This window comes from Rhizobium sp. 01N447_2 (genome assembly GCF_056399245.1).
On sequence record NZ_JBFTQY010000020.1, the window covers coordinates 41,245 to 62,838 of the forward strand.

A 21,594-nucleotide genomic window follows, 5' to 3' on the forward strand; every position below is an offset into this window, starting at 1 on the left:
TGGGCGACCGGCCGCCGAATTTTTCGGGACGGCCGGTCGAATCAAATTACCCTTTAAGCGTGCGCTCGACGATATCGCGCACGTCGGTCGAAAGATCGGCGGCCCGCTCGATCTCGATCAGCGCCAAGCGGGCGTGCTCGGCACGTGCCGGTTCGAGCGAGCGCCAGGAGCGCATCGAGGTGAGAATGCGGGCGGCAAGCTGCGGGTTGCGCTCGTCGATATCGAGAATCTGACCGGCGAGGAAGCGATAGCCGTCGCCGTCGGCGCGGCCGAAGCCGGTCGGATTGGCAAAGGCGAAGGTGCCGACCAGTGCCCGCATCCGGTTCGGATTGGTCCGCTTGAAGAGCGGATTGTCCATCAGGGCGCGAATCCGTTCCAGGGTTTTGGCGCCCGGAATACCGGCCTGGATCGCGAACCATTTGTCGATGACGAGCGCATTTTCCGCGAAGCGGTCACGGAAGCTTGCCAGCGCTTCGCTGGTCTCCGCGCTGTCGGGGAAACGATGGGCGAGGATCGTCAGCGCATGGCTGAGATCGGTCATGTTGTTGGCCGCATCGAAGGCGGCCTTGGCGCGGGCCGGCGTCTGCTCGGCATGCGAGAGGTAGGTGAGGGCGGTATTGCGCAGTGCGCGCAGTCCGGCGCTCTTCGCATCCGGGCTGAAATCGCCTGATGTCGTCATTGCTGCGTAGAGGCCGGCAAAGACATCCTTTCCGGCATCGGCGATCTGTTTCAGGATCGCCTGCCGGCCGGCATGGATGGCATCGGGATCGTTGTTGCCGCCAAGTTCGCGGGCGATATCGGATTCGCTCGGCAGAGCCAGCGCCTGGGCACGGAAGGCAGGCTCGAGGGCATCGCCGGCGGCGGCTGCGATCAGCGTCTCGATGAAGGTCGCCTCGCAGCCGACAGGCTTGCCCTCGCGGGCGTCACGTGCCGCTTTCAAGAGGTTTGGCAGCGCCAGATCGGTCAGCGCCTGCCAGCGGGCGAAATGATTGGTCTCATGGCGGGCGAGAAGAGCGAGATCGGCCGGGCTCTGGTCGAAATGCAGGTTGATCGGCGCCGAGAAGCCGCGGTTGATCGAAACGACCGGTCGCGAGGCGATGCCATGGAAGGTCGCCGTCTGGGTGCGGCCTATGAGATGCAGCACCTCGCCGATATATTCCGCGCCGTCGACCGAGGTCGGCTCGATCTTGCCGCYGTTTTCGCCAAACAGCGCGAGGCTGAGCGGAATATGCATCGGCTCCTTGCTCGGCTGGCCGGGCGTTGCCGGGATCATCTGTTCGAGCGACAGGGTGAAGCTCGCGGCAGCCGCATCATAGCTGCCCGATGCGGTAACGAGCGGCGTGCCGGCCTGATGGTACCAGAGCGAGAATTGCGTCAAATCGCGCCCGCTTGCATCCTCGAAGCATTTGACGAAATCCTCGATCGTCACGGCTTGGCCGTCATGGCGGTCGAAATAGAGGTCCATGCCCTTTTTGAAGCCGTCCTTGCCGAGCAGCGTCGCGATCATGCGCGTGACTTCGCTGCCCTTTTCGTAGACGGTCGTCGTGTAGAAATTATTGATCTCGCGATATTTCGTCGGCCGCACCGGGTGGGCGAGCGGGCCGCCGTCTTCCGGGAACTGCTCCGATTTCAGGTGACGGACTTCGGCAATGCGTTTGACGGCGCGCGAGCGCTGGTCGGAAGAGAATTCATGGTCGCGATAGACCGTCAGGCCTTCCTTGAGGCACAGCTGGAACCAGTCGCGGCAGGTGATGCGGTTGCCGGTCCAGTTGTGGAAATATTCATGCGCGATGATCGCCTCGATATTGGCATAGTCGGCATCGGTCGCGATTTCCGGATCGGCAAGGACGTATTTGTCATTGAAGACGTTGAGGCCCTTGTTCTCCATCGCGCCCATGTTGAAGTCGGAGACGGCGACGATCATGAAAATATCGAGATCGTATTCGCGGCCGAACCTCACTTCGTCCCACTTCATCGAACGTTTCAGCGCGTCCATGGCATAGGCTGCGCGCGGTTCCTTGCCGTGCTCGACATAGATTTTCAACACCACCTCGCGGCCGGACATGGTCGTGAACGTGTCTTCGATGACGCCGAGATCGCCGGCGACGAGCGCGAACAGGTAGCTCGGCTTCGGATGTGGGTCGAACCAGGCTGCAAAATGTTTGCCCGGGCCGTAGCCGGCGCCGCCGAGGAAGTTGCCGTTCGACAAAAGCAGCGGGTTGGCGTCCTTGTCGGCGATGATGTTGACCGTGAAGGGCGCAAGCACGTCGGGCCGGTCCGGGAAATAGGTGATGCGGCGGAAGCCCTCCGCCTCGCACTGCGTGCAGTAGATGCCGCCGGTGCGGTAAAGGCCCATCAGCTTGGTATTGGCCTCGGGGTTGATGACGGTGGTGATTGTCAGCTCGAAGGGCGCGCTCTCCGGCAGGTTGCGCACCGTCAGGCTTTCCGGGGTTGCGTCATAGCGTGAAGGGTCCAGCTCCACCTGGTCTAACAGCAACCCCGACAGCGTCAGTTCGTCGCCGTCGAGAACGATCGGCGCCGCCGGATCGGCGCCCGGGCGACGATGAAAGATCAGGCGCGCCTCGACCTTTGTCTCCGTCGGGTCGAGTTCAAAAGTGAGGTCCACGCGTTCCAGCACGAAGTCGGTGGGACGGTAATCTGCCAGATGAATGACCTGGCCGGTATCTGTTCGCATGGTGTTTCCTGAAGACCGTTATTTGACAACCGCGGAATACAGAGGCGGGCGCACTCTGCCATAAATTTTGCCGGGCATGATTACATTAAAGTCTGAACTAAACTTAAAGCAAATTGCCCGCGAACACCAAGTTCGCGGGCAAAATATCTTATTGGATACGGATGAACGCAGCTGACGGGGGAAGTCCTCTACTTCAGATTGAGTGCAGCCTTGATCGTCGCGTCGTTTTCGGTCTGCTGCACGACGACGCCGTACCAGCCGAGCCCGTCGTAATCCTCGTAGCCAAGAGTGCGCGCAAAGGCGACGATCGAGCCGTTATTGTCGTAGTAGCTGCCTTTCGCCTGGCCGGACGGATTGGCGAGCGCGAAATGGGAAAAGAGCAAGGCGGGATTGGTGGTGGCGATGACCCGGCTCTTGCCGTCGAGCAGCATGACCGTCGTTCTTTCCGCCAGCTGCGGCGGCAGGTTCGCCTCTTTCTCGACGATCGCCTGGCCTTGGTTCTGCCAGTCGAAATAGACGCCGAGCGTGCCGACCAGCCGCCCGTCGAGCTTGCCCTCTTCGCGGATGCCTGTGGCATAAACGAGCGCATGCCTGTTATCGTGCAGCGGGCTCCCTTTGACGTCGTCGACGATATAAGCGTCGCCGGAGGAGCAGGCCGACGCTGCGCGGAACCACGGATCGCCGGCAAGGCTCGTGCCTACGATCTTGCGCTGGAACTTGGGATTGGCGGATGCGACCACTTTGCCCGACAGATCGGTCATGACGAGATCGAGATAGACGGTGTAGAAGCGGTTGATGGCGCCGAGACGCTCCGCTGCAAAGGCGGCGGTTTCCCGGCTCGGGTTCTGCAGCGCCTGCCAGAGTGACGGGTCCGTCGCCCACCAGCGCACATCGGCCGTGCGCTCGAAGAGATTGCGGACGATGAGCTGCACCAGCGTCTGCGCCAGATCGGTGAGGCGAACGCCCTCCATCTCTTCGACCAGCGAATCGGCCATGGCGCGGCTGAGGCCGATGCGGCCGAGCACGTTGCTCTCGAACCTGCCGGTAATGTCGGTTGCGATCTGCGCCAGTCGCTGCACTTCGTTGGCAACGACGGCAAAGCCCTTTCCGGTCTCGCCGGCTCTGGCCGCCTCGATCAGCGCATTGATCGCCAGCAGCTTGATCTGCTTGACGATATGGGTGTTGTCGGCGCTGAAGCGCTCGAGGTCAGTGCTGATGCCGTCGGTGACGACGCGCATGGACCGCGGTGTCGCATTCTGCGACTGGGCAATGGTTTCGGCGCTAAGCGGCTTCATCAAATATGATCCTGGAAGGAGCGGGCAATTGTTTGTGTGGTGAAGAAAATTTCGAGATCAGCGATAAAAAACGATGCTTGCCTATGGTTTTCAATTGGTTAACGTCGAGCAGCCAGAGGTGAACATTTTAGGGAGAATGGCTGAAAAGAGGGTGATTTCGGAGCTGTGGCGCACATACGGCACGATTGAGCCTGCGGCTGAAAGGCGATTTGCGATTCTCCCGATTTGCTCGCGATTTTTTCGCCAATCGGTTTTTTCTTTCGCTACGATGAAAGACGTCACCCGTTGCGTTCCCGAGTCGAACGCGTCCCCCCGTTCCGGTTAAGTCAGTATCAAGAGCCAGGATCATGCACTCGGTTCTCAGAAACCCGATGAGAGGCATTGCGCTGAAAGTCTCGTCGGTCGTGGTCTTCCTGGCCATGCAGACCTTCATCAAGCTGGCCGGCTCGGACATTCCGCCGGGTCAGGTCACCTTCTGCCGGTCCTTCTTCGCGCTTTTCCCGATCATGGCCTATCTGGCCTATAACAGGCAGCTGCGCGCCGCCTTCTACACCGCCAATCCAATCGGTCACCTCAAGCGCGGCACGATCGGCATCTTGTCGATGGCTTTCGGTTTCTACGGCCTCCTGCATCTGCCGCTGCCGGAGGCGATCGCGCTTGGCTATGCGTTGCCGCTCGTCGCCGTCATCTTCGCTGCCGTTTTCCTCGGCGAGACCGTGCGCATCTATCGCTGGAGCGCCGTCCTCGTCGGCATCGTCGGCGTCGCCATCGTTTCCTGGCCGAAACTCACGCTGTTTCGCGACGGCGGCATGGAAGCCGAACAGGCCGTCGGCGCGCTCTGCGTGCTGTTCTCGGCCGTTCTCGGCGGCATGGCGATGATCCAGGTGCGCCGCCTCGTCGAAGAGGAGAAGACGGCGACAATCGTGCTGTATTTCTCGATCACCGCCTCGGTCTTTTCGCTGGCTTCTCTTCCCTTCGGCTGGCTCGTCCTGCCATGGCCGACAGCGCTCTATCTGATCGCCGCCGGATTTTGCGGCGGCGTCGCGCAGATCCTGCTGACGGAAAGTTACCGCCATGCCGATGTCTCCACCATCGCGCCGTTCGAATATACCTCGATCCTGCTCGGTGGCATCGTTGCCTACTTCGTCTTCGGCGACGTGCCGAGCGTGACCATGCTGATCGGCACCGCCATCGTCGTCGCCGCCGGCATCTTCATCATCTATCGCGAGCATCAGCTGGGCATCGAACAGAGGGAGGCGCGCAAGGCCACGACGCCGCAAGCCTGACGCCCGCCAGCGCGCAATATCGGTTTTAACGCGAAGATTGCGGTGGCTTGAAACTTGCTCTCAACGAGTGAAAAGAGTGGTGAATTCTTGGGATACCGTCGGCCTGTGGAATATGGTTGTTGAAGATGAGAGAGTATCATTTATTCCAAGCTGTGCATGTCTGAATGGCCGCTGATGCCGGAGGAGCTCTCGGTGTCGTTGCTCCGAACGCTGGCCGGCGAGCGGAGGTGGAGAAAAGCATAATGGCATTCACAGCGGAGCAATTGGTGGGGAACTCTTCCTTTCTGATGAGCATTCGCTTTTTGGCTGGGCAGATGCGCGGCATGTTCGATGCCGGTCCGCGGCTGGCGCGATTGCTCGCTTCTCATCAACGCTGGCTTCTGACCCAGACTGCCTATGCTCTCCACCTGGAATATGATCCGCGCGACCCGACGTCGGGTTTCACCGCCGTGCGGTTGACGGGGCGCATCACCGCGCACAAGGTGGCGAGCCGCAACACCGTGCTCGCCTTTATCGAGGAACTCTATACCTACCGCTTCATAACCCACACGCCCGGCGACGAGCGGCGGCGGCCCCGCCATTTTGAACCGGCCGATGTCAGCCATCAGGGTATGTTTGCCTGGCTTTTCTCCAATCTCGGTGCGCTCGACCTGCTCGACGGCGGTCAAAGGGCGGCCTTTTTCCAGGCAAATCCATCACTGATGCGGCTCATTCAGCCGCGCATTGCCCGCCATTGCCTCGAAGATGTCGCCTGGCGCGAACCGCCGGAACAGGTGGCGCTGTTTCTCTGGACGGAAGCCGGCGGCCTCGTCGTCGACAATTTCATCGCTCGGATGGATATGGAAAGCAGCGAGCCGCGGAGATTGTCCGTCGGCCGCGTCGAAACCCGTGCGCTCGCCGCCGATTTCATGATGTCGCGCACCCATCTGCAGCGGCTGTTGGCAAAGGCGGCGCAACGCGGCTGCGTCGGCTGGTATGACGAGCCGCGCAAGACGCATCTTTGGATATCGCGGGATTTCGTCGAGGAATATTGCGCCTGGCAGGCGGTCAAGTTCGCCTATGTCGACGAGGCCTTCGAATGGGCAAAGGCCCAGATCGAAGAAATGGCCATCTGACCAGAGCACTTCCAGCAAAAGTGCGCAGCGGTTTTGCCTCCGGAATGCGCGAAAACAAAGAGATAGAACATTTCCATGACTCGGAAATGTTCTAGAGAACGATCGCCGCTGTACCTGCGCCAATGCGCGTGCTGGCATCGGCCGGCTTGACTGAAAGTTCGCGCTCATATTCCCGCGCGGCGCAGACGGCAACGCGGATATGCTCGAAGGTTTCGATGTTGCGCAGAAGCGATATCAGGATCGTCGACATGTTGGGTACTCTTGACGCGGAAGAGCAGGCGAAGCGCCTGCCGCTCAATATTGCTGGAAGTCCGAAAAAATGGCGTTCGGGCGCGCCGTGCGGCTGTTGATGCCGGTGCCGCGGGCAATCATCTGTTCGTTCGTGGCAAAGCCGAAACGGCTGTAGCCTTGAGTGGAACGAACCTGGTCGCCGGCAAGGCGAAGGGTTTCAAACCCGCTATGGATAGGACGAAAACGCTTGTTCATGGCCTTGGTTCCTGTGATTCCTCCCAAGACACAGCTGATATTGCGATGCAGCATAGATTCCGCAATGCATCACGGCGGGATGCAGCCATGCGAAAAACGCATGGATTGATTCACAAATTATTCAACTTTGGCTAATTTCTAAGCAAAGAGAGGGACTTAAGCTTCGCTTGAAAGGCCAGCAGGTCGTTCCAGGCCAGCCGCTTGTTTACAGGTGCGGTTAACAGATCCTGCGGATGCAGGCTGGCTATGGCAGGAATGACACAGTCCGCAACGGCAATCTCCTTCCAGCGGCCACGCAGGCCGTGAATCGTATCGTTTTCGCCGAAGAAGAAACGCGCCGAAAAATTGCCGAGAAGCAGGATCGCCTTCGGTTCGGCAAGTGCGATCTGCCGCTCGATGAAGGGTCGGCAGATGTCCATTTCCGCCGCCGAGGGCGCACGATTGCCAGGCGGGCGCCAGGGGATGACCTGCGTCAGCAGAATGGCTGAGCGGTTCAGCCCGATCGCCGTCAGCATCTTGTCGAACAGCTGGCCGGATTTCCCCGAGAAGGGCATGCCCTCGCGATCGTCTTCGGCGCTCGGCGCCGAGCCGATCACCATGATCCCGCTTTCGGCATCGCCGCTGGCAAAGATGGTCGAGCGGGCGCTGTGCTTGAGGTTGCAGCTGTTGAAGGCTTCGATCGCGGTCTTGAGTTCGACAAGCGATCGCGCGGTTTCGGCGACGAAGCGCGCCTGCTGCACCGCCTCGCCGTCCGGGATTGCCGGCTGCGGACCGGACGCTGCGCGTTCGGCAGGCGCTGGGCGCGTCGCTGCATTCGGACGCGGCGGTGCCTGACCTGGGGCAGGGCGTTCCCCAGCGGCAGGATGTTGCTGCTGCGCCTGCGCCGCCGCCGGGCGGCGCGCGGCCTTCATCGCCTCGAACTCGGCGAAGCGGTCGATCGCCTCTTCCTCCAGCAGCCATTCCACGCCGGCATCCGCATGGAAATGCAGAAGCGCTGCAAGCTCGGCGGGGGAAAGGTCGTTGGCGGAGATCATGCGGCAAGTCTAGCGGAGTGACAGGGGCATTGAAAGGGCGGGCGGCAGATTGCCCGCCCTTGTCGGCGCTATTGCACAGTCCATTGCGCGATGTCGTCGCGTTCGCCGATCAGCGCCAGGCCATGGGCGATCGACAACAGTTCGCCGCCGCTTTCGATCCGGTCGCGCTCGAAGCGTTCCGTGAAGATGCGGCGCACTGCCGGCACGAAGGAGGTGCCGCCGGTCAAGAACACCTTGTCGATCTCCGCAGGCTTCGTCTCGGTCTTGTCGAGCACGTCGTCGAGCGCGCCTTCGATGCGGGCAAGGTCCTCGGCGATCCAGCCTTCGAAGTCGCTCCGCTTGATGCTGCGATGTCCACCGCGACCAAGCGGCGCGAAATCGAAAGGCGCTTCCTCCGAGGCCGACAGCGCCATCTTCGTCGCCGACACCGCCTGATAAAGCGGGTAGCCCTCGTCATGGTCGATGAGGTCGATGAAGATCTCGAGCTTTTCCGGCTCCAGGCTGGTGCGCACCAGCTTCTTCAGATCCTCGAATTCGCGCGTCGTCTTGAAGATCGACAGCTGGTTCCAGCGGCCGAAGCTGGAATAGTAGTTGGACGGCACTTCGAGAATCTTGTCGAAGCTTTTGAAATGGCTACCCTTGCCGATCAGCGGCGCGACGATGTTGTCGATCATCCTGTAGTCGAAATGGTCGCCGGCGACGCCGACGCCGGAATGGCCGATCGGCGTTGCCGTCAGCTTGCCGGCGACGGTTTCGAAGCGGATCAACGAATAGTCGGTCGTGCCGCCGCCGAAATCCGCTACCAGCACGGTGGCATCCCGCTTCAGGTTCTGCGCGAAGTAGAAGGCCGCGGCGACCGGCTCATAGACATAGTGGATCTCGGGAAAACCGAAGCGCGACAGCGCCTCATTGTAGCGTTCGGTCGCTAGCGCCGGATCGGGGCTGGCGCCGGCAAAATGCACCGGCCGGCCGGTGACGATGCGGCTGACGTCTGAAGGCCAGTTGTCGCCGGCGTAGTTGCGCAGGCGCCGCACGAAGACCTCCATCAGATCCTCGAAATTATGCCGCTTGGCAAAGATCAGCGTGCCCTGGAACAGCGCGCTCGCCGCAAAGGTCTTGATCGACTGCAGAAAGCGACATTCGCCGGGATTGTCGATGAATTGGCGGATCGCCGCATGGCCCGCCTCCACCTTCAGTGCTGACGCGCCGAGCTGGGCATCCTTCATGAAGGAAAGCGCCGTGCGCATGCTGTCTGCCGTACCCTCCGTGCTCGTGAACGCCATCGAGCGCGTCGCCCCGCCATCCGCCATGGCGAGAACCGTATTCGTCGTGCCGAAGTCGAAACCCAGCGCCTGAGCCATGCCCGCACCTCTTCATGCCGATTGTTGTTGGAGACGGAGCATCGCTCCGCAAAAGGGCGTGAGACGCCCGGATTCAGGAGGGCGGGTGATGCCACAGGGGCGCGACACATTCAAGGGGATTGAAGAGCTTATATGTCTCGTAGCTACGCTGCTTTCCCTTCTTCTCCCTGGCAGGAGAAGAAGGTCGTCGCAAGGCAAGTCAGCACTGCCGAGGCTCGTTGGCCGCCGTCACTCGGCGGCCATTGCTCTTGCCTCTTCCAACTCCGGCTCCTCGGCCTTCTTGTGGCCGATCAGGCGGCCGAGGAAATTGCCGAAGCGGTCCATCTCGACGAAGATGACGGGGGTGATGAAGAGGGTCAGCATCTGCGAAACGATCAGGCCGCCAACGACGGCGATGCCGAGCGGCTGGCGCAGTTCCGAGCTTGCGCCGGTGCCGAGCGCGATCGGCAGGGCGCCGAGCAGGGCGCAGAAGGTCGTCATCATGATTGGCCGGAAGCGTCGCACGCAGGCTTCGTGGATCGCCGCCGTCGCCTTCTCGCCTGTCGTTCGCATAGTCTCCACCGCCACGTCGATCATCATGATCGCGTTCTTCTTGACGATGCCGATCAGCATCAGCAGGCCGATAAGGGCGATGATCGACAGGTCGAAACCCATGATATCAAGCGCCAGCAGCGCACCGAATGCCGCCGCAGGCAAACCGGAGAGAATGGTGAGCGGATGGATGAAGCTTTCATAGAGCACGCCGAGCACGACATAGATGGTCAGCACCGCCGCCAGGATCAGATAAGGCGTATTGCCCTGCGACTGCTCGAAAATCTCAGCCGTACCGCCATAGGACGTGAAGACGTCGGCCGGCATGCTGAGTTCCGTCTTGATCTGATCGATCCTGGCCGTCGCGTCGCTGAGCGATACGCCCTCCGGCAGGTTGAAGGAAACGGTGGTCGAGACGAGCTGGCCCGTCTGGTTGATGGTCACAGGGCCGACAGTGCGCTCGACATGCGCGAAGTTCGAAAGCGGCACCAGGCTGCCATTGGCCGATGCGACACGGATTTCCGAGAGCTTCTGGTCATCCCAGGGCTTGCTCGTGTCGTATTCGACGATAACGTCGTAGCTGTCGCCAGTCGACTGGATTTCCGCAGCGGAATATCCGCTGAAGGATTCCTGTAGCGTCGTGCGCAGCGTGTCGTTGTCGATCCCGTAGGCGGCTGCCCGCTCGGTATCGATGACGATATTGGCCTGCAGGGCGTTGTTCTGGGCGTCCGACGTCACGTCGGTGAACAGCCGATCCTTGCGCATCGCTGCCTGGATCTTGCCGGACCAGAGGTTGGTCTGGTCGACGTTCAGCGCCTGCACGACCAGCTGATATTGGCTGGCGGTCTGGCGGCCGCCGAAGCGCAGGCTTTGGTTCGGTGTCACGAAGGCTTGTAAGCCTGGGATCTTGTTGATCGCCATGCGCAGCTCGCGCAGCGTCTGGTCAAGCGGCGCACGCTGTTTCTTGTCCTTGAGTTCGACGAACATCGAGCCGTTGTTCTGCGGCTTGTTGGGGTTGCCGCCGATTGTCGACATCACATGGTTGACTGCCGGGTTCGCTTTCACGACGGCTGCCGCCTGCTGCTGCAGCGCCGACATCGCGGAATAGGAAATGTCCTGCCGGGCTTGCGTGCTGATTGTCAGGCGGCCGATATCCTCCTGTGGGAAGAAGCTTGTCGGCAGCGCCATGAAGAAATAGATCGTCAGCGCCACCGAGCCGAGAAAAACGCCGAGGATTATGACGCGATGCTGAAGGCACCAGCCGACCGCCCTGTCATAGCCGCGCAGCGTCCGCTCGAAGCCGGCATCGAAGATGCGGATGATGAGCGGCGGGCGGCTCTGGTGGTTGGACAGACGTGAGGCGAGCATCGGCGTGACGGTCAGCGAGACGATTGCCGAGGAGATGATGGCGATGGCAACCACCATGCCGAATTCGTTGAACACACGGCCGACAACGCCGCCCATCAGCAGGATCGGGATGAAGACCGCGATCAGCGAGACCGACATGGAAATGATGGTGTAGCTGACTTCGCCCGCACCTTTGATCGCCGCTTCCCGCACCGGCATGCCTTCTTCGACATGGCGCAGGATGTTCTCGAGCATGACGATGGCGTCATCCACCACGAGCCCCACCGCGAGCGTCAGCCCGAGCAGCGAGATGTTGTCGATACTGTAGCCCAGCACATACATCATCCCGAAGGTCGAGATCAGCGACAGCGGAACGGCAAGCCCGGGAATGATCGTTGCTGTGGCATGGCCGGTAAAGAGGTAGATGACGAGAACGACGAGGCCGATCGTCAGGAGCAGCGTGAACTTCACATCGGAGATGGCATCGCGAATCGGCTTTGCGGCGTCGTTCATGACGACCGTGTTGACCGAGGGCGGGATTTCAGCGTGAAGCTGCGGCAGCTTGGCGTTGATCGCATCGACGACATCGACCGTGTTGGCATCTGGCTGGCGCTGGATGGCGAGGATGATGCCGCGCTGGCCGTCATACCAGCTGCCAGTATACTGGTTCTCGACGCTGTCCTGTACGTCGGCAATATCGCCAAGGTGGATCGGCGCGCCGTTCGGATTGGCAATGACGAGCGAACGGAATTGCTCGGCGCTGGTGCGCTGCGTGTTCGCCGTGATGGTCATGCTCTGCGAATTGTTCTGCAGCGTTCCCACAGGCTGCTGGCTGTTGGCGGCAGCAAGCGCCTTGTTGACGGTGTCGATGCCGATGCCGCGGGTCAAAAGCTTGTTGGGATCGACCTCGACCCGTACGGCATAGGTCTGCGCACCGTAGACGCTGACCTGGGCAACGCCGGGAAGCGTCGAAAGCGACGGCGAGATGATGTTCTCGGCGATATCGTCAAGCTTGCTGCGCGGCATGGTGTTGCTCTGCACCGAGAGCAGCATGACAGGCGCATCGGCGGGGTTCGTCTTGCGATAACTCGGCGGCGTCGTCAGATTGTCGGGCAGTTGCCGGGTGGCATGCGAAATCGCGGCCTGCACGTCGGCTGCGGCCGCATCGATATTGCGGCTGAGGTCAAACTGCAGCACGATGCTGGTGCTGCCGAGCGAGCTGGAGGCGCTGATTTCGGTGATCCCGGGAATGGTCTCGAACTGCTTGATCAGCGGTGTCGAAACCGAGGTCGCCATCGTCTGCGGCGAGGCGCCGCTTAACTGCGCCGAAACGTTGATGGTGGGAAAATCGACCTGCGGCAACGCCGCGACCGGTACGAGTTGATAACCGGCAAGACCGGCGAGAATGACGCCGATGGCAAGCAGCGTCGTCGCGACGGGGCGCTGGATACAGAAATTGGGGATCATTGCTGAGCTCCCACCGCGATCGTCTCGGACGGCTACTGTTGCCGAGGCTCTTCGGCGGAGGCGACATCAAGCGCCTTTTCGTCGAACTGCTCGTTGATCGCCTGCTGGTCGCTGAGCTGGCCCTGGCCCTCGACGACGACGTGATCGCCTGCCTGAAGACCCGATTCTATGGCGGTGAAGCCGCCATTTGCGCGGGCAATGGTGACGGCCGTCAGATGCGATTTGCCGTCTTTGGCGACGAAGGCGAAGAAACCCTCCGGGCCGGGACTGACGGCAACCGTCGGCACCACCACCTGCTGTTCGTCATTGTTGAAATGCACGACGATGTTGACCGACTGGCCGGGCCAGAGCGCACCGGAGGCATTCTCGAATTTCGCCTTGGCAAGGATCGTGCCCGAGGCGGTGTCGACCGTGTTGTCGTAGAAGCTGATTTCGCCCTTCCTGACCTGCCCCTTGGTGGAACTGGGAGCGGTGCTGACTTCGACCGGACCGCTTGCCAGAGCGCTCTTCAGCTCCCGCAGGTAGCGTTCCTGCAGGTGAAATTTGACATAGATCGGATCGTATTTCGCGATGGTGACGATTGCAGAGCCGGCATTGAGGAAGGCACCCTTGCTGACAACAATGTCGCCGAGCCGGCCGTCGAAGGGAGCGCGGATGTCGGTGTGCTCGAGCAAGATCTGATCGGAGGCCAGCGACGCCTTGTCGGCGTCAACAGTGGCTGCAGCGGTATCGCGAGCGGCGACCGCCTGGTCGAGGGTCTGCTGGGTGCCGGCCTTCTGGTCGAAGAGGTCCTGCGCGCGGGTCAGTGCGGTTTCGGCCTCCGAAAGCGTTGCCGTGTCGCGCACGATCATCGCGTTGTCCTTGTCGACGGTCGCCTTGGCCGTACGGTCGTCCAGCTTGGCGATCAGGTCGCCGGCTTTGACCGTCGCCCCATCCTCGGCATCGATGCTGACGATCAGACCCTGTTCCTGCGCGGCAATGGTCGTGTTGTCATCGGCATCGGCCCAGCCGGTCGCCGTCACATCCATCGGCAGCGTCGTTTTCACGGCTGCAACAGTCTTGACGACGGTTGGGCCGCCGCCGCGTCTGCGCCCGCCGCCCTGATGCTGCCCACCATCCTGCGCCTGATTGGCCTGGCCTTGATCGGCCTGCGCCTGCTGCCCGCCGCCATTGCCGGCTTCCGGCTGCTTGATGAACTGCGAGAGGTAGGGAATGCGGGAGGCATAAGGGACCAGATTCCCGAATTGCCAGACGCCGACGGCGGCAACTGCGATAACGCTGACGGTGATCCAAAATTTCTTCATGGGCGAGACCGGTCTTTGGGCAAGGTTGCGGGGAGCAAGGTTGCGAATATTATGCCCCGATTGAGCGACTGATATTGCGGCGCAAAAAAGACATAATTCCCGGGGTGCGATCACTAAGTGGTTATAACGGCTTAAATTTTTGTAATGAATATTCCGTAATATTCAAACTATACTAATATAGTCCCAGTGTAACCCGATGCCGTTTGACGGCGGAGGGGCAGGCGGCTCGCGACAAGAGGATGTCGATCCGTGCGCGGTCATTTGGGCCCCGCGAAGAACACGGAAAAACCAAGAAGGCAGGTCGTCATGACCGAGTTGGACACCAGCGAATTTCGCTCTCTCATAACAGGCGTGTTTCCTGAACTGACGGCCTCCGTCTTCAAGCTGGCGGCGAGGGGCTGGGATTCGCTTGCCGTCGACGTCGATGACACGCTGATCTTCAAATTTCCCCGCAATCTCGGCGCGGAAAGAGCGCTTGTGAAAGAAGCCGCCTTGCTCGACATTGTTCGACCGTCGCTGTCGATGGCGGTTCCCGACATGCGCATTCACGACGGGCCGCCGATCTTCTCCAGCCATGCCAAGCTCGAGGGCGAACATCTCATTGCCGAAGATTACGATGCGCTTGGCGAACGCGATCGTCAGCGCCTCGCGGAAGATCTCGCGCGTTTTTACGCCGAGTTGCATGTGCTCGATGTCGATCGCATACGGTCGGCCGGTGCAGGAACGATCCAGCCATGGCAATCGCCCGAGACGGTGCGAATAAAGGCTTTGCCGCTGCTGCCGCCTGAGATCAAGAGCTTTGCGCAGGCCATTATTTCGGATTTCGAAGCCTTGCCGCCCGACCCTTACGGCAACATCTACGGCTTCTTCGACGGTCATGGTTGGAACATGGCCTTCGATCATGCGCAAAGGAGGCTGAACGGCATTTATGATTTCGCCGATTCAGGCTTTGGCCCGCTGCACCAGGAATTCATCTACTCGAATTTCATCTCGCCCGATCTGACCGCCCGCATCGTATCCGCATATGAAATGCTGACTGGACGCAGGCTCGACCGGTGGCGCATTGCGATCATGACCGGATTCCATCGTCTGTCCGAGCTCGCCGAACTTGCGGACGATCCGGCGAACGTCGAACAGATGATCCGAAGTGTGGCGACATGGGCGACGACGGCCCACGTCGGCTGAGAGGGAATGGTCAGACGGACCGCGCCGCGCCGCCGTCGCAGCGGATGAGCGAGCCGGTGATATAGCTTGCCGGCTGGCTGCACAGGAAGGCAGCCGTTGCGGCAAATTCCTCGACCTTGCCGTAGCGGCCGACCGGAATGCGCGCCTGCTTGTCGGTACGGATCTCCTCGAGGCTCTTGCCGGTCCGCTTTGCCGCAGCTCCGTCGAGATCGTCGAGCCGCGCCGTCAGGATGCTGCCGGGCAAGAGCAGGTTGGTGGTGACGCCGAAGCCCGCCACTTCGGAGGCAAGCGTCTTGCTCCAGCCGGCAAGGGCCGGGCGCAGCGTATTCGACAGCGCCAGGTTGGCGATTGGTTCGATCACGCCGGATGAGGCAACCGTGAGGATGCGGCCCCAGCCCTGCGCCTTCATGCCGGGCAGCAGCGCATTGGTGAGCGTGATCACCCGCGCGACCATGGAGAGGAAATAGCTTTCGAGCTTTTCGCCCGTCATGTCCTCAGTCGTGCCGGGCGTTGGTCCGCCGGTATTGTTGACGAGGATATCGAGCCCGCCGAACCTCTCCTTCACCGCCGTCGTCGTCATCTCGACGAAGCGTTCGTCCCCGAGATCGGCCCAGATCCAGTCGGCCCGGCCGTTGCCTTCACCATTGATCGCCTTGCAATTGGCCTCCAGCTGTTCGCCGCTGCGCCCGCAGAGCAGCACGTTTGCGCCCTCCCGCGCCAGCGCCACGGCGATGCCGAGGCCGAGGCCGCGCGAGGAGGCGAGGACGAGTGCCCGTTTGCCCTTGATGCCGAGATCCATGATTGTCCTCCGATAGCTTCGAGCGATGTATAAGGCGCAAGCGGCGGAAAAGGAAAGGGCAAGTAACCGGTTTCGGCAGCGTTTGATAATTGACGTTGACGTAAGGGTTATGTAATTCTGTCTCGCGAGACGTCATCATTGTGCGAATTGGAAGATTGGCTGTCGTATCCCGGCTCGACAATGCTTTCTCGTTTTGACAAGAAAGTGCCATGACGGGATGACGGCCGCGTGCCGCCAAGCGGAGACGAGTGAATGACCGAGACGACTGAGCTGCCAGAACGCGAGAGCATGGAATTCGACGTTGTGATCGTCGGCGCCGGTCCTGCCGGTCTTGCGGCGGCGATCCGGTTGAAGCAGGTCAATCCGGAACTGTCGGTTGTCGTGCTGGAGAAGGGCGCGGAAGTCGGCGCGCATATCCTCTCTGGCGCCGTCGTCGATCCGATCGGCATCGATCGGCTGCTGCCCGGCTGGCGCGACGAGGCCGATCACCCGTTCAAGACCAAGGTCACCGCCGATCACTTCCTGCTGCTCGGTCCGGCTGGCTCTGTTCGCCTGCCGAACGTGCTGATGCCGCCCCTGATGAATAATCACGGCAACTACATCGTCTCGCTTGGGCTCGTCTGTCGCTGGCTGGCGACCAAGGCCGAAGAACTCGGCGTCGAGATCTATCCGGGTTTTGCTGCAACCGAAGTGCTCTACAACGACGAGGGCGCGGTGATCGGTGTCGCCACCGGCGACATGGGCATCGAGAAGAACGGCGAGCCCGGCCCGAACTATACCCGCGGCATGGAACTGCTCGGCAAGTATGTGCTGATCGGCGAGGGCGTGCGCGGCTCGCTCGCCAAGCAGTTGATTGCCAAGTTCGATCTTTCCAAGGACCGTGAACCGCAGAAATTCGGCATCGGCATCAAGGAGCTTTGGCAGGTCAAGCCCGAGAACCATCGGCCGGGCCTGGTGCAGCACTCCTTCGGCTGGCCGCTCGGCATGAAGACCGGCGGCGGCTCCTTCCTCTATCACCTGGAAGACAATCTGGTGGCCGTCGGCTTCGTCGTCCAYCTCAATTACAAGAACCCCTATCTCTATCCCTTCGAGGAATTCCAGCGCTTCAAGACCCATCCGGCGATCCGCACCACCTTCGAGGGCGGCAAGCGGCTGTCCTATGGGGCGCGTGCCATCACCGAGGGCGGATACCAGTCGGTGCCGAAGCTCTCCTTCCCTGGCGGGGCGCTGATCGGCTGTTCGGCCGGTCTGGTCAACGTGCCGCGCATCAAGGGCAGCCACAATGCGGTGCTGTCGGGCATGCTGGCGGCCGAGAAGATCGCCGAGGCGATTACCGCCGGCCGCAGCCATGACGACGTGATCGAGATCGAGAATGAATGGCGCAAGGGCGACATCGGCCGCGACCTGAAGCGTGTGCGCAACGTCAAGCCGCTGTGGTCGAAGTTCGGCACCGCGCTCGGCGTGGCGCTCGGCGGGCTCGACATGTGGACGAACCAGCTCCTCGGTTTCTCCTTCTTCGGCACGCTGAAGCACGGCAAGACCGATGCCCAGAGCCTGGAGCCGGCCTCGCAGCACAAGCCGATCGCCTATCCGAAACCCGATGGCGTCTTGACCTTCGATCGCCTGTCCTCGGTGTTCCTGTCGAACACCAATCACGAGGAAGACCAGCCGGTGCATCTGCAGGTCAAGGACATGGCGCTGCAGAAGAGTTCGGAACACGACATCTATGCCGGCCCGTCGACGCGCTACTGTCCGGCCGGCGTCTATGAATGGGTTGAGAAGGACGGCAAGGACGTCTTCGTCATCAACGCCCAGAACTGCGTGCACTGCAAGACCTGCGACATCAAGGATCCCAACCAGAACATCAACTGGGTGCCGCCGCAGGGCGGCGAGGGGCCGGTCTACCCGAATATGTGAGGCGGATTTATCGTCGCGGCCGACAATTTCCACGCGCTGACGACTTCGTGATCGCCTCCTGCTGGAGGCTGTTAGCCGTTCGTTAACCATAATTTCCTTAGCTTGCGACATCGTGTTGACGCACTAAGGACACATTCATGACGATCTCGCGCCGGGGCTTCCTGATCGCTCTACCGCTTTTCGTGGCCGGCTGCTCTTCGACCGGCCTGAACAGCCAGACGAATTACGCCGCACTTCCGGATGAAAAGTTCCCGTTGAGGCAGGTGCCGATCGACAAGATCAAGCCGGAGCTCCGCCGTCAGGAAGTGGCCTACGAAACCACGCATCCAGCCGGCACCGTGGTCGTCGACACGCCCGCCCGCCGCGCCTATTACGTCCTCGGTGGCGGCAGGGCGATGCGCTACGGGGTCGGTGTCGGTCGCGAGGGGCTGGCCTTTGCCGGCAATGCTTATATCGGCCGCAAGGCCGAGTGGCCGAGCTGGACGCCGACCGAAAACATGCAGCGCCGCGAAGAGCGCYATCGCAAGCTTGCCGGCGGCATGCCAGGCGGCCCGAACAACCCGCTGGGTGCGCGGGCGATGTATCTCTATCGCGGTGGTGACGACACGCATTTCCGCATTCATGGCACCAACCAGCCGCAATCGATTGGTCTGGCCATGTCGAGCGGCTGTATCCGCATGATGAACCACGACGTGATCGACCTCTATAGTCGCGTCGAGGTCGGCGCCAGGGTCGTCGTCATCCAGGCCTGACGTGGCCGTTCGAAGCTCGGTAAGGACGCCGTCTCCATTGAAAAAGCCGTCTGCAGCGATGGCTGCAGGCGGCTTTCATCTGCTGTTGGTGTTGGATTTCAGCGGCGTGGTGCCGCAATACCCGTCGAAAGCGCCACGCCGATGCCGGTGATCACGGCGGCGCTGATTTCCGTCATGCCGATCGCTTCGCCAAGCAGCAAGCCGCCGCCAAGCGTCGCCAGAACCGGCGTCAGCGCCGTGAAGGCGGCAGCCTGTGTTCCGCCGAGTGTTCTGACGGCGGTGCCGTAGGCCACCATGGCGACGAGGCCGGAAAGAACGCCCTGGCTCAGCACCTGCAGGCCGATCTCCTGAAGAGGTACCTGTGGCAGCGATATGCCGAAGATGAGGGCGAGCGCGCCCATGATCAGGAAGGACCAGACGGCGATCAGGGCGCTCGCCTGCACGGCGGTCAGACCGGAGCGGCGGAAGGCATGCGTATAGCTTGCCCAGAGAACGGCACCGGCAGGCAGCAGGACAAAGCTTGTCCATGGCAGCGAGGCGTCGGCAAGGCTGCGCGTGAGCAGGATCAGCACGCCGGCGACGATCGCGACGAGCCCCGCGATGCGCGTGCCGTCAGGCCTTTCGCGAAACAGCGCAATGCCGATCAGCGCCGCGGCAAGCGGCATGGAGCCGCCGAGCAAAATCCCTGAGGAGGCGGCCGGCGTCGAGTGGATTGCCAGCGTGGTCAGCAGGAAGAAGACGGCGCCGGAACCGGACACCATGATCGCCAGCAGGTGAAGCGGCAGGCCCTTCGGCAGCAGTCCCGTCTTCAGCCAGACAGGCGAAAGCACCAGCGCCGGAATTCCGAAGCGGATCAGCCCGATGTCGATCGAGCCGAGCGGCGTTGCGGCGCTGTGGCGGGTGACCAGAAACCATGTCGCCCAGATCAGCACGGTAATGGTGCCGCCGGCATAACCCAGTACCTGCGACGGCGACTTGTCGTTCGTGAAAGCAATGGTGGTCATCGTCCTGTCCTTTCTTTCATCCGGAGCCGTCCGGTTGAAGAGAAKACTAGCGCCAGAGGTCAGGGCATGTCCTTGCTATCTATGGCTCGAAAATCATGTTATGCGCAATCTTCTGCCAATTGATGCCGACATGGGTCGCGAAAATGCCAAACCTTGATAAATTCGATATCGCCATCCTGAAGTGCCTGCAGGAGGATGCGCGGGCCACCAATGTCGAGATCGCCGAGAAGGTGAACCTTTCGCCGTCGCCCTGCCTGCGCCGCATCCGCAACCTCGAACGGTCCGGGATCATCCGCGGCTACACGGCGGATATCGACCGCAAGGAGGTCGGCCTCGGCCTCACCGTCTTCGTCGAATTCAAGGTCGTCCAGCACAGCCGTGAAAATTCAGAGGCGCAGCAGAAGGCGCTGCTCTCCATCCCCGAGATCGTCTCCTGCTTCCTGATTTCGGGCACGGCCGATTTCCTCGCCGAAGTGGTGGTGGAGGATCTCGCCGCCTACGAACGACTTCTGACGGAAACGCTGTTGACCCTGCCGAATGTCAGCGACATCCGCTCGAACTTCGCCATCCGCAGCATGAAGACGCATGGGCCGCTGAAGCTGCCCGAGAGAAAATAATTCCCCTCGGGCTTGCTTGCGGGTTAGAGCAGCGTCCCGCTGAGGATGAGCAGCGCCACCGAGAAGTAGATGACGAGCCCGGTGACATCGACCAGCGTGGCGACGAAGGGGGCTGAGGCGCTGGCCGGATCGAGCCGGAGCTTCTGCAGCACGAAGGGCAGCATCGAGCCGCAGATCGAACCGAAGGTGACGATCCCGATCAAGGCGGCAAACACCGTGACGGCGACCATCTGCCAGTGCGGGCCGTAGTCGTAGAGCCCGGCCGACTGCCAGAAGACGATGCGCACGAAGCCGACCAGGCCGAGGATCGCGCCGAGCACTATTCCCGTCGGCAGTTCGCGCAAAAGCACCTTCCACCAGTCCGAAAGCTTCAGCTCGCCGAGTGCCAGCGCCCGGATGATCAGCGAGGTCGCCTGCGAACCGGAATTGCCGCCCGAGCTCATGATCAGCGGGATGAACAGCGTCAGCACCACGGCCTTTTCCAGCTCGCCTTCGAAATGCTGCATGGCGCTTGCCGTCAACATCTCGCCGAGGAAGAGCGCAGCGAGCCAGCCGGCGCGCTTGCGGATCATGCCGGCGAAGCTGATCTTCATGTAGGGCTGGCCGAGCGCCTCCATGCCGCCGAACCTCTGGGCCGCTTCCGTCGTGTCTGATATCATCGTGTCGATCACGTCGTCGACAGTGACGATGCCGAGCATCTGCCCATGTTCGTCAGTGACGGGCAGGGCGAGCAGGTCGTGCTTGCGGATCAGCCGGGCGACATCCTCCTGCTTCATCAGCGGATCGGCCGAAACCGGCGCGCCCTTCTGCGCCACCGAGAGGATCGAAGCCTCCGGCTCGCCGGTGATGAGGCGACGCAGCGTCACCACATGCAGCAGCACATGGCTGACCTCGTCCAGCACATAGATGGCGTAGACGGTCTCGCGCGAGCGTTCGACCTGGCGCACATGGTCGAGTGTGCGGGCGACGGTCCAGCTGTCAGGCACGCTGACGAACTCCGTCGTCATGATGCCGCCGGCCGTGCGCGGCGGATAGCCCATCAGGTGCTGGATCGCGATGCGCACCGGTTCGTCGAGGCTGGAAAACAGCCGGGCGCGGGTCTCGCCGTCGAGTTCGAGCAGCACGTCGGCGACACGGTCGTTCGACATGCCGTGCAGCAGCCGTGCGGCGTCCTCGGCGCTGATCAGCGCAAGAATCTGCGCGGCGTTACGAAGCTCCGGCCGGTCGAGGATGTTGACAGCATAGTCCAGCGGCATGCCGCATAGAACACGCCCGGCGTCCTGGACGCTGAGTACGTTCAACGCTTCGACGCGTTCGGCGATCGTTGCGCCGCGGCTGTTGTTGATGAAGGCACGGGCGGCATGGCCTGCCCGAAGAGGGAAGCGATTGATATTCATTT

At 61.6% G+C, this 21,594-nt stretch carries 17 protein-coding genes; 6 read left to right on the top strand and 11 right to left on the bottom strand.

Features of this window, described 5'->3' with window-relative positions; genetic code table 11:
* Window positions 1-46 precede the first annotated feature (46 nt).
* On the bottom strand, window positions 47-2,695 hold the full coding sequence (pepN, locus tag AC1ECN_RS16665; protein ID WP_477953576.1) for an aminopeptidase N: 2,649 nt from the start codon (window positions 2,693-2,695) through the stop codon (window positions 47-49).
* 188 nt (window positions 2,696-2,883) lie between these two features.
* A complete protein-coding gene (locus AC1ECN_RS16670; RefSeq protein ID WP_130672293.1) occupies window positions 2,884-3,990 on the bottom strand; it encodes a methyl-accepting chemotaxis protein in 1,107 nt (368 codons plus the stop codon).
* Between the two features lie 347 nt (window positions 3,991-4,337).
* Here AC1ECN_RS16670 and AC1ECN_RS16675 point away from each other — a divergent pair, with 347 nt between their 5' ends.
* Together AC1ECN_RS16675 and AC1ECN_RS16680 are read left to right on the top strand one after the other, a co-directional pair.
* Window positions 4,338-5,276: a DMT family transporter gene (locus tag AC1ECN_RS16675; protein ID WP_130672295.1), complete on the top strand. Its 939-nt coding sequence runs from the start codon at window positions 4,338-4,340 to the stop codon at window positions 5,274-5,276.
* 242 nt (window positions 5,277-5,518) lie between these two features.
* Window positions 5,519-6,391 carry a hypothetical protein gene (locus AC1ECN_RS16680; protein WP_477953578.1) on the top strand — a complete coding sequence of 291 codons (873 nt, stop codon included), beginning with the start codon at window positions 5,519-5,521 and terminating at the stop codon, window positions 6,389-6,391.
* A gap of 91 nt (window positions 6,392-6,482) precedes the next feature.
* On the opposite strand, the gene AC1ECN_RS16685 is transcribed toward AC1ECN_RS16680, so the two are convergent.
* The 6 genes from AC1ECN_RS16685 to AC1ECN_RS16710 form a co-directional block, all read right to left on the bottom strand.
* Entirely contained in the window at window positions 6,483-6,641 is a 159-nt protein-coding gene (locus AC1ECN_RS16685) for a hypothetical protein (protein ID WP_165406125.1), read from the bottom strand.
* 44 nt (window positions 6,642-6,685) lie between these two features.
* Entirely contained in the window at window positions 6,686-6,877 is a 192-nt protein-coding gene (locus tag AC1ECN_RS16690) for a hypothetical protein (RefSeq protein ID WP_003546802.1), read from the bottom strand.
* Window positions 6,878-7,008: 131 nt separating this feature from the next.
* Window positions 7,009-7,911, bottom strand: coding sequence for a uracil-DNA glycosylase (locus AC1ECN_RS16695; protein ID WP_130672296.1), 903 nt, complete (start codon window positions 7,909-7,911; stop codon window positions 7,009-7,011).
* 68 nt (window positions 7,912-7,979) lie between these two features.
* Window positions 7,980-9,272: an Hsp70 family protein gene (locus tag AC1ECN_RS16700; protein WP_130672297.1), complete on the bottom strand. Its 1,293-nt coding sequence runs from the start codon at window positions 9,270-9,272 to the stop codon at window positions 7,980-7,982.
* A 228-nt stretch (window positions 9,273-9,500) separates the two neighbouring features.
* The gene (locus AC1ECN_RS16705) at window positions 9,501-12,617 is read right to left on the bottom strand and encodes an efflux RND transporter permease subunit (RefSeq protein WP_130672298.1); all 3,117 of its coding nucleotides are present in this window, start codon (window positions 12,615-12,617) and stop codon (window positions 9,501-9,503) included.
* 32 nt (window positions 12,618-12,649) lie between these two features.
* Window positions 12,650-13,921, bottom strand: a complete 1,272-nt coding sequence (locus AC1ECN_RS16710; RefSeq protein ID WP_477953581.1) for an efflux RND transporter periplasmic adaptor subunit — start codon at window positions 13,919-13,921, stop codon at window positions 12,650-12,652.
* Window positions 13,922-14,227: 306 nt separating this feature from the next.
* Between AC1ECN_RS16710 and AC1ECN_RS16715 the strand changes: the two genes are divergently transcribed.
* Window positions 14,228-15,106 (top strand): phosphotransferase family protein, encoded by an 879-nt coding sequence (locus AC1ECN_RS16715; RefSeq protein ID WP_130672300.1) that lies wholly within the window; start codon window positions 14,228-14,230, stop codon window positions 15,104-15,106.
* 10 nt (window positions 15,107-15,116) lie between these two features.
* On the opposite strand, the gene AC1ECN_RS16720 is transcribed toward AC1ECN_RS16715, so the two are convergent.
* The gene (locus AC1ECN_RS16720) at window positions 15,117-15,905 is read right to left on the bottom strand and encodes an SDR family oxidoreductase (RefSeq protein ID WP_130672301.1); all 789 of its coding nucleotides are present in this window, start codon (window positions 15,903-15,905) and stop codon (window positions 15,117-15,119) included.
* 252 nt (window positions 15,906-16,157) lie between these two features.
* Between AC1ECN_RS16720 and AC1ECN_RS16725 the strand changes: the two genes are divergently transcribed.
* Together AC1ECN_RS16725 and AC1ECN_RS16730 are read left to right on the top strand one after the other, a co-directional pair.
* A complete protein-coding gene (locus AC1ECN_RS16725) occupies window positions 16,158-17,822 on the top strand; it encodes an electron transfer flavoprotein-ubiquinone oxidoreductase (RefSeq protein ID WP_130725844.1) in 1,665 nt (554 codons plus the stop codon).
* 137 nt (window positions 17,823-17,959) lie between these two features.
* Window positions 17,960-18,574 carry a L,D-transpeptidase gene (locus AC1ECN_RS16730; RefSeq protein ID WP_477953583.1) on the top strand — a complete coding sequence of 205 codons (615 nt, stop codon included), beginning with the start codon at window positions 17,960-17,962 and terminating at the stop codon, window positions 18,572-18,574.
* Window positions 18,575-18,672: 98 nt separating this feature from the next.
* Here AC1ECN_RS16730 and AC1ECN_RS16735 read toward each other — a convergent pair whose 3' ends face one another.
* A complete protein-coding gene (locus AC1ECN_RS16735) occupies window positions 18,673-19,578 on the bottom strand; it encodes a DMT family transporter (protein WP_130672303.1) in 906 nt (301 codons plus the stop codon).
* Between the two features lie 95 nt (window positions 19,579-19,673).
* Between AC1ECN_RS16735 and AC1ECN_RS16740 the strand changes: the two genes are divergently transcribed.
* Window positions 19,674-20,195, top strand: coding sequence for an Lrp/AsnC family transcriptional regulator (locus AC1ECN_RS16740; protein WP_197727394.1), 522 nt, complete (start codon window positions 19,674-19,676; stop codon window positions 20,193-20,195).
* Window positions 20,196-20,218: 23 nt separating this feature from the next.
* Here the strand turns inward: AC1ECN_RS16740 and mgtE are convergent, their stop codons facing one another.
* On the bottom strand, window positions 20,219-21,592 hold the full coding sequence (mgtE, locus tag AC1ECN_RS16745) for a magnesium transporter (RefSeq protein ID WP_130672305.1): 1,374 nt from the start codon (window positions 21,590-21,592) through the stop codon (window positions 20,219-20,221).
* Window positions 21,593-21,594: the final 2 nt, after the last annotated feature.

Excerpts from the sequence above, each read along its gene's own strand:
- AC1ECN_RS16670 (WP_130672293.1), bottom strand. The coding sequence starts at position 3,990 with ATGAAGCCGCTTAGCGCCGAAACCATTGCCCAGTCGCAGAATGCGACA.
- AC1ECN_RS16675 (WP_130672295.1), top strand. The coding sequence starts at position 4,338 with ATGCACTCGGTTCTCAGAAACCCGATGAGAGGCATTGCGCTGAAAGTC.
- AC1ECN_RS16680 (WP_477953578.1), top strand. The coding sequence starts at position 5,519 with ATGGCATTCACAGCGGAGCAATTGGTGGGGAACTCTTCCTTTCTGATG.
- AC1ECN_RS16685 (WP_165406125.1), bottom strand. The coding sequence starts at position 6,641 with ATGTCGACGATCCTGATATCGCTTCTGCGCAACATCGAAACCTTCGAG.
- AC1ECN_RS16690 (WP_003546802.1), bottom strand. The coding sequence starts at position 6,877 with ATGAACAAGCGTTTTCGTCCTATCCATAGCGGGTTTGAAACCCTTCGC.
- AC1ECN_RS16695 (WP_130672296.1), bottom strand. The coding sequence starts at position 7,911 with ATGATCTCCGCCAACGACCTTTCCCCCGCCGAGCTTGCAGCGCTTCTG.
- AC1ECN_RS16700 (WP_130672297.1), bottom strand. The coding sequence starts at position 9,272 with ATGGCTCAGGCGCTGGGTTTCGACTTCGGCACGACGAATACGGTTCTC.
- AC1ECN_RS16705 (WP_130672298.1), bottom strand. The coding sequence starts at position 12,617 with ATGATCCCCAATTTCTGTATCCAGCGCCCCGTCGCGACGACGCTGCTT.
- AC1ECN_RS16710 (WP_477953581.1), bottom strand. The coding sequence starts at position 13,921 with ATGAAGAAATTTTGGATCACCGTCAGCGTTATCGCAGTTGCCGCCGTC.
- AC1ECN_RS16715 (WP_130672300.1), top strand. The coding sequence starts at position 14,228 with ATGACCGAGTTGGACACCAGCGAATTTCGCTCTCTCATAACAGGCGTG.
- AC1ECN_RS16720 (WP_130672301.1), bottom strand. The coding sequence starts at position 15,905 with ATGGATCTCGGCATCAAGGGCAAACGGGCACTCGTCCTCGCCTCCTCG.
- AC1ECN_RS16735 (WP_130672303.1), bottom strand. The coding sequence starts at position 19,578 with ATGACCACCATTGCTTTCACGAACGACAAGTCGCCGTCGCAGGTACTG.
- AC1ECN_RS16740 (WP_197727394.1), top strand. The coding sequence starts at position 19,674 with ATGTTATGCGCAATCTTCTGCCAATTGATGCCGACATGGGTCGCGAAA.
- mgtE (WP_130672305.1), bottom strand. The coding sequence starts at position 21,592 with ATGAATATCAATCGCTTCCCTCTTCGGGCAGGCCATGCCGCCCGTGCC.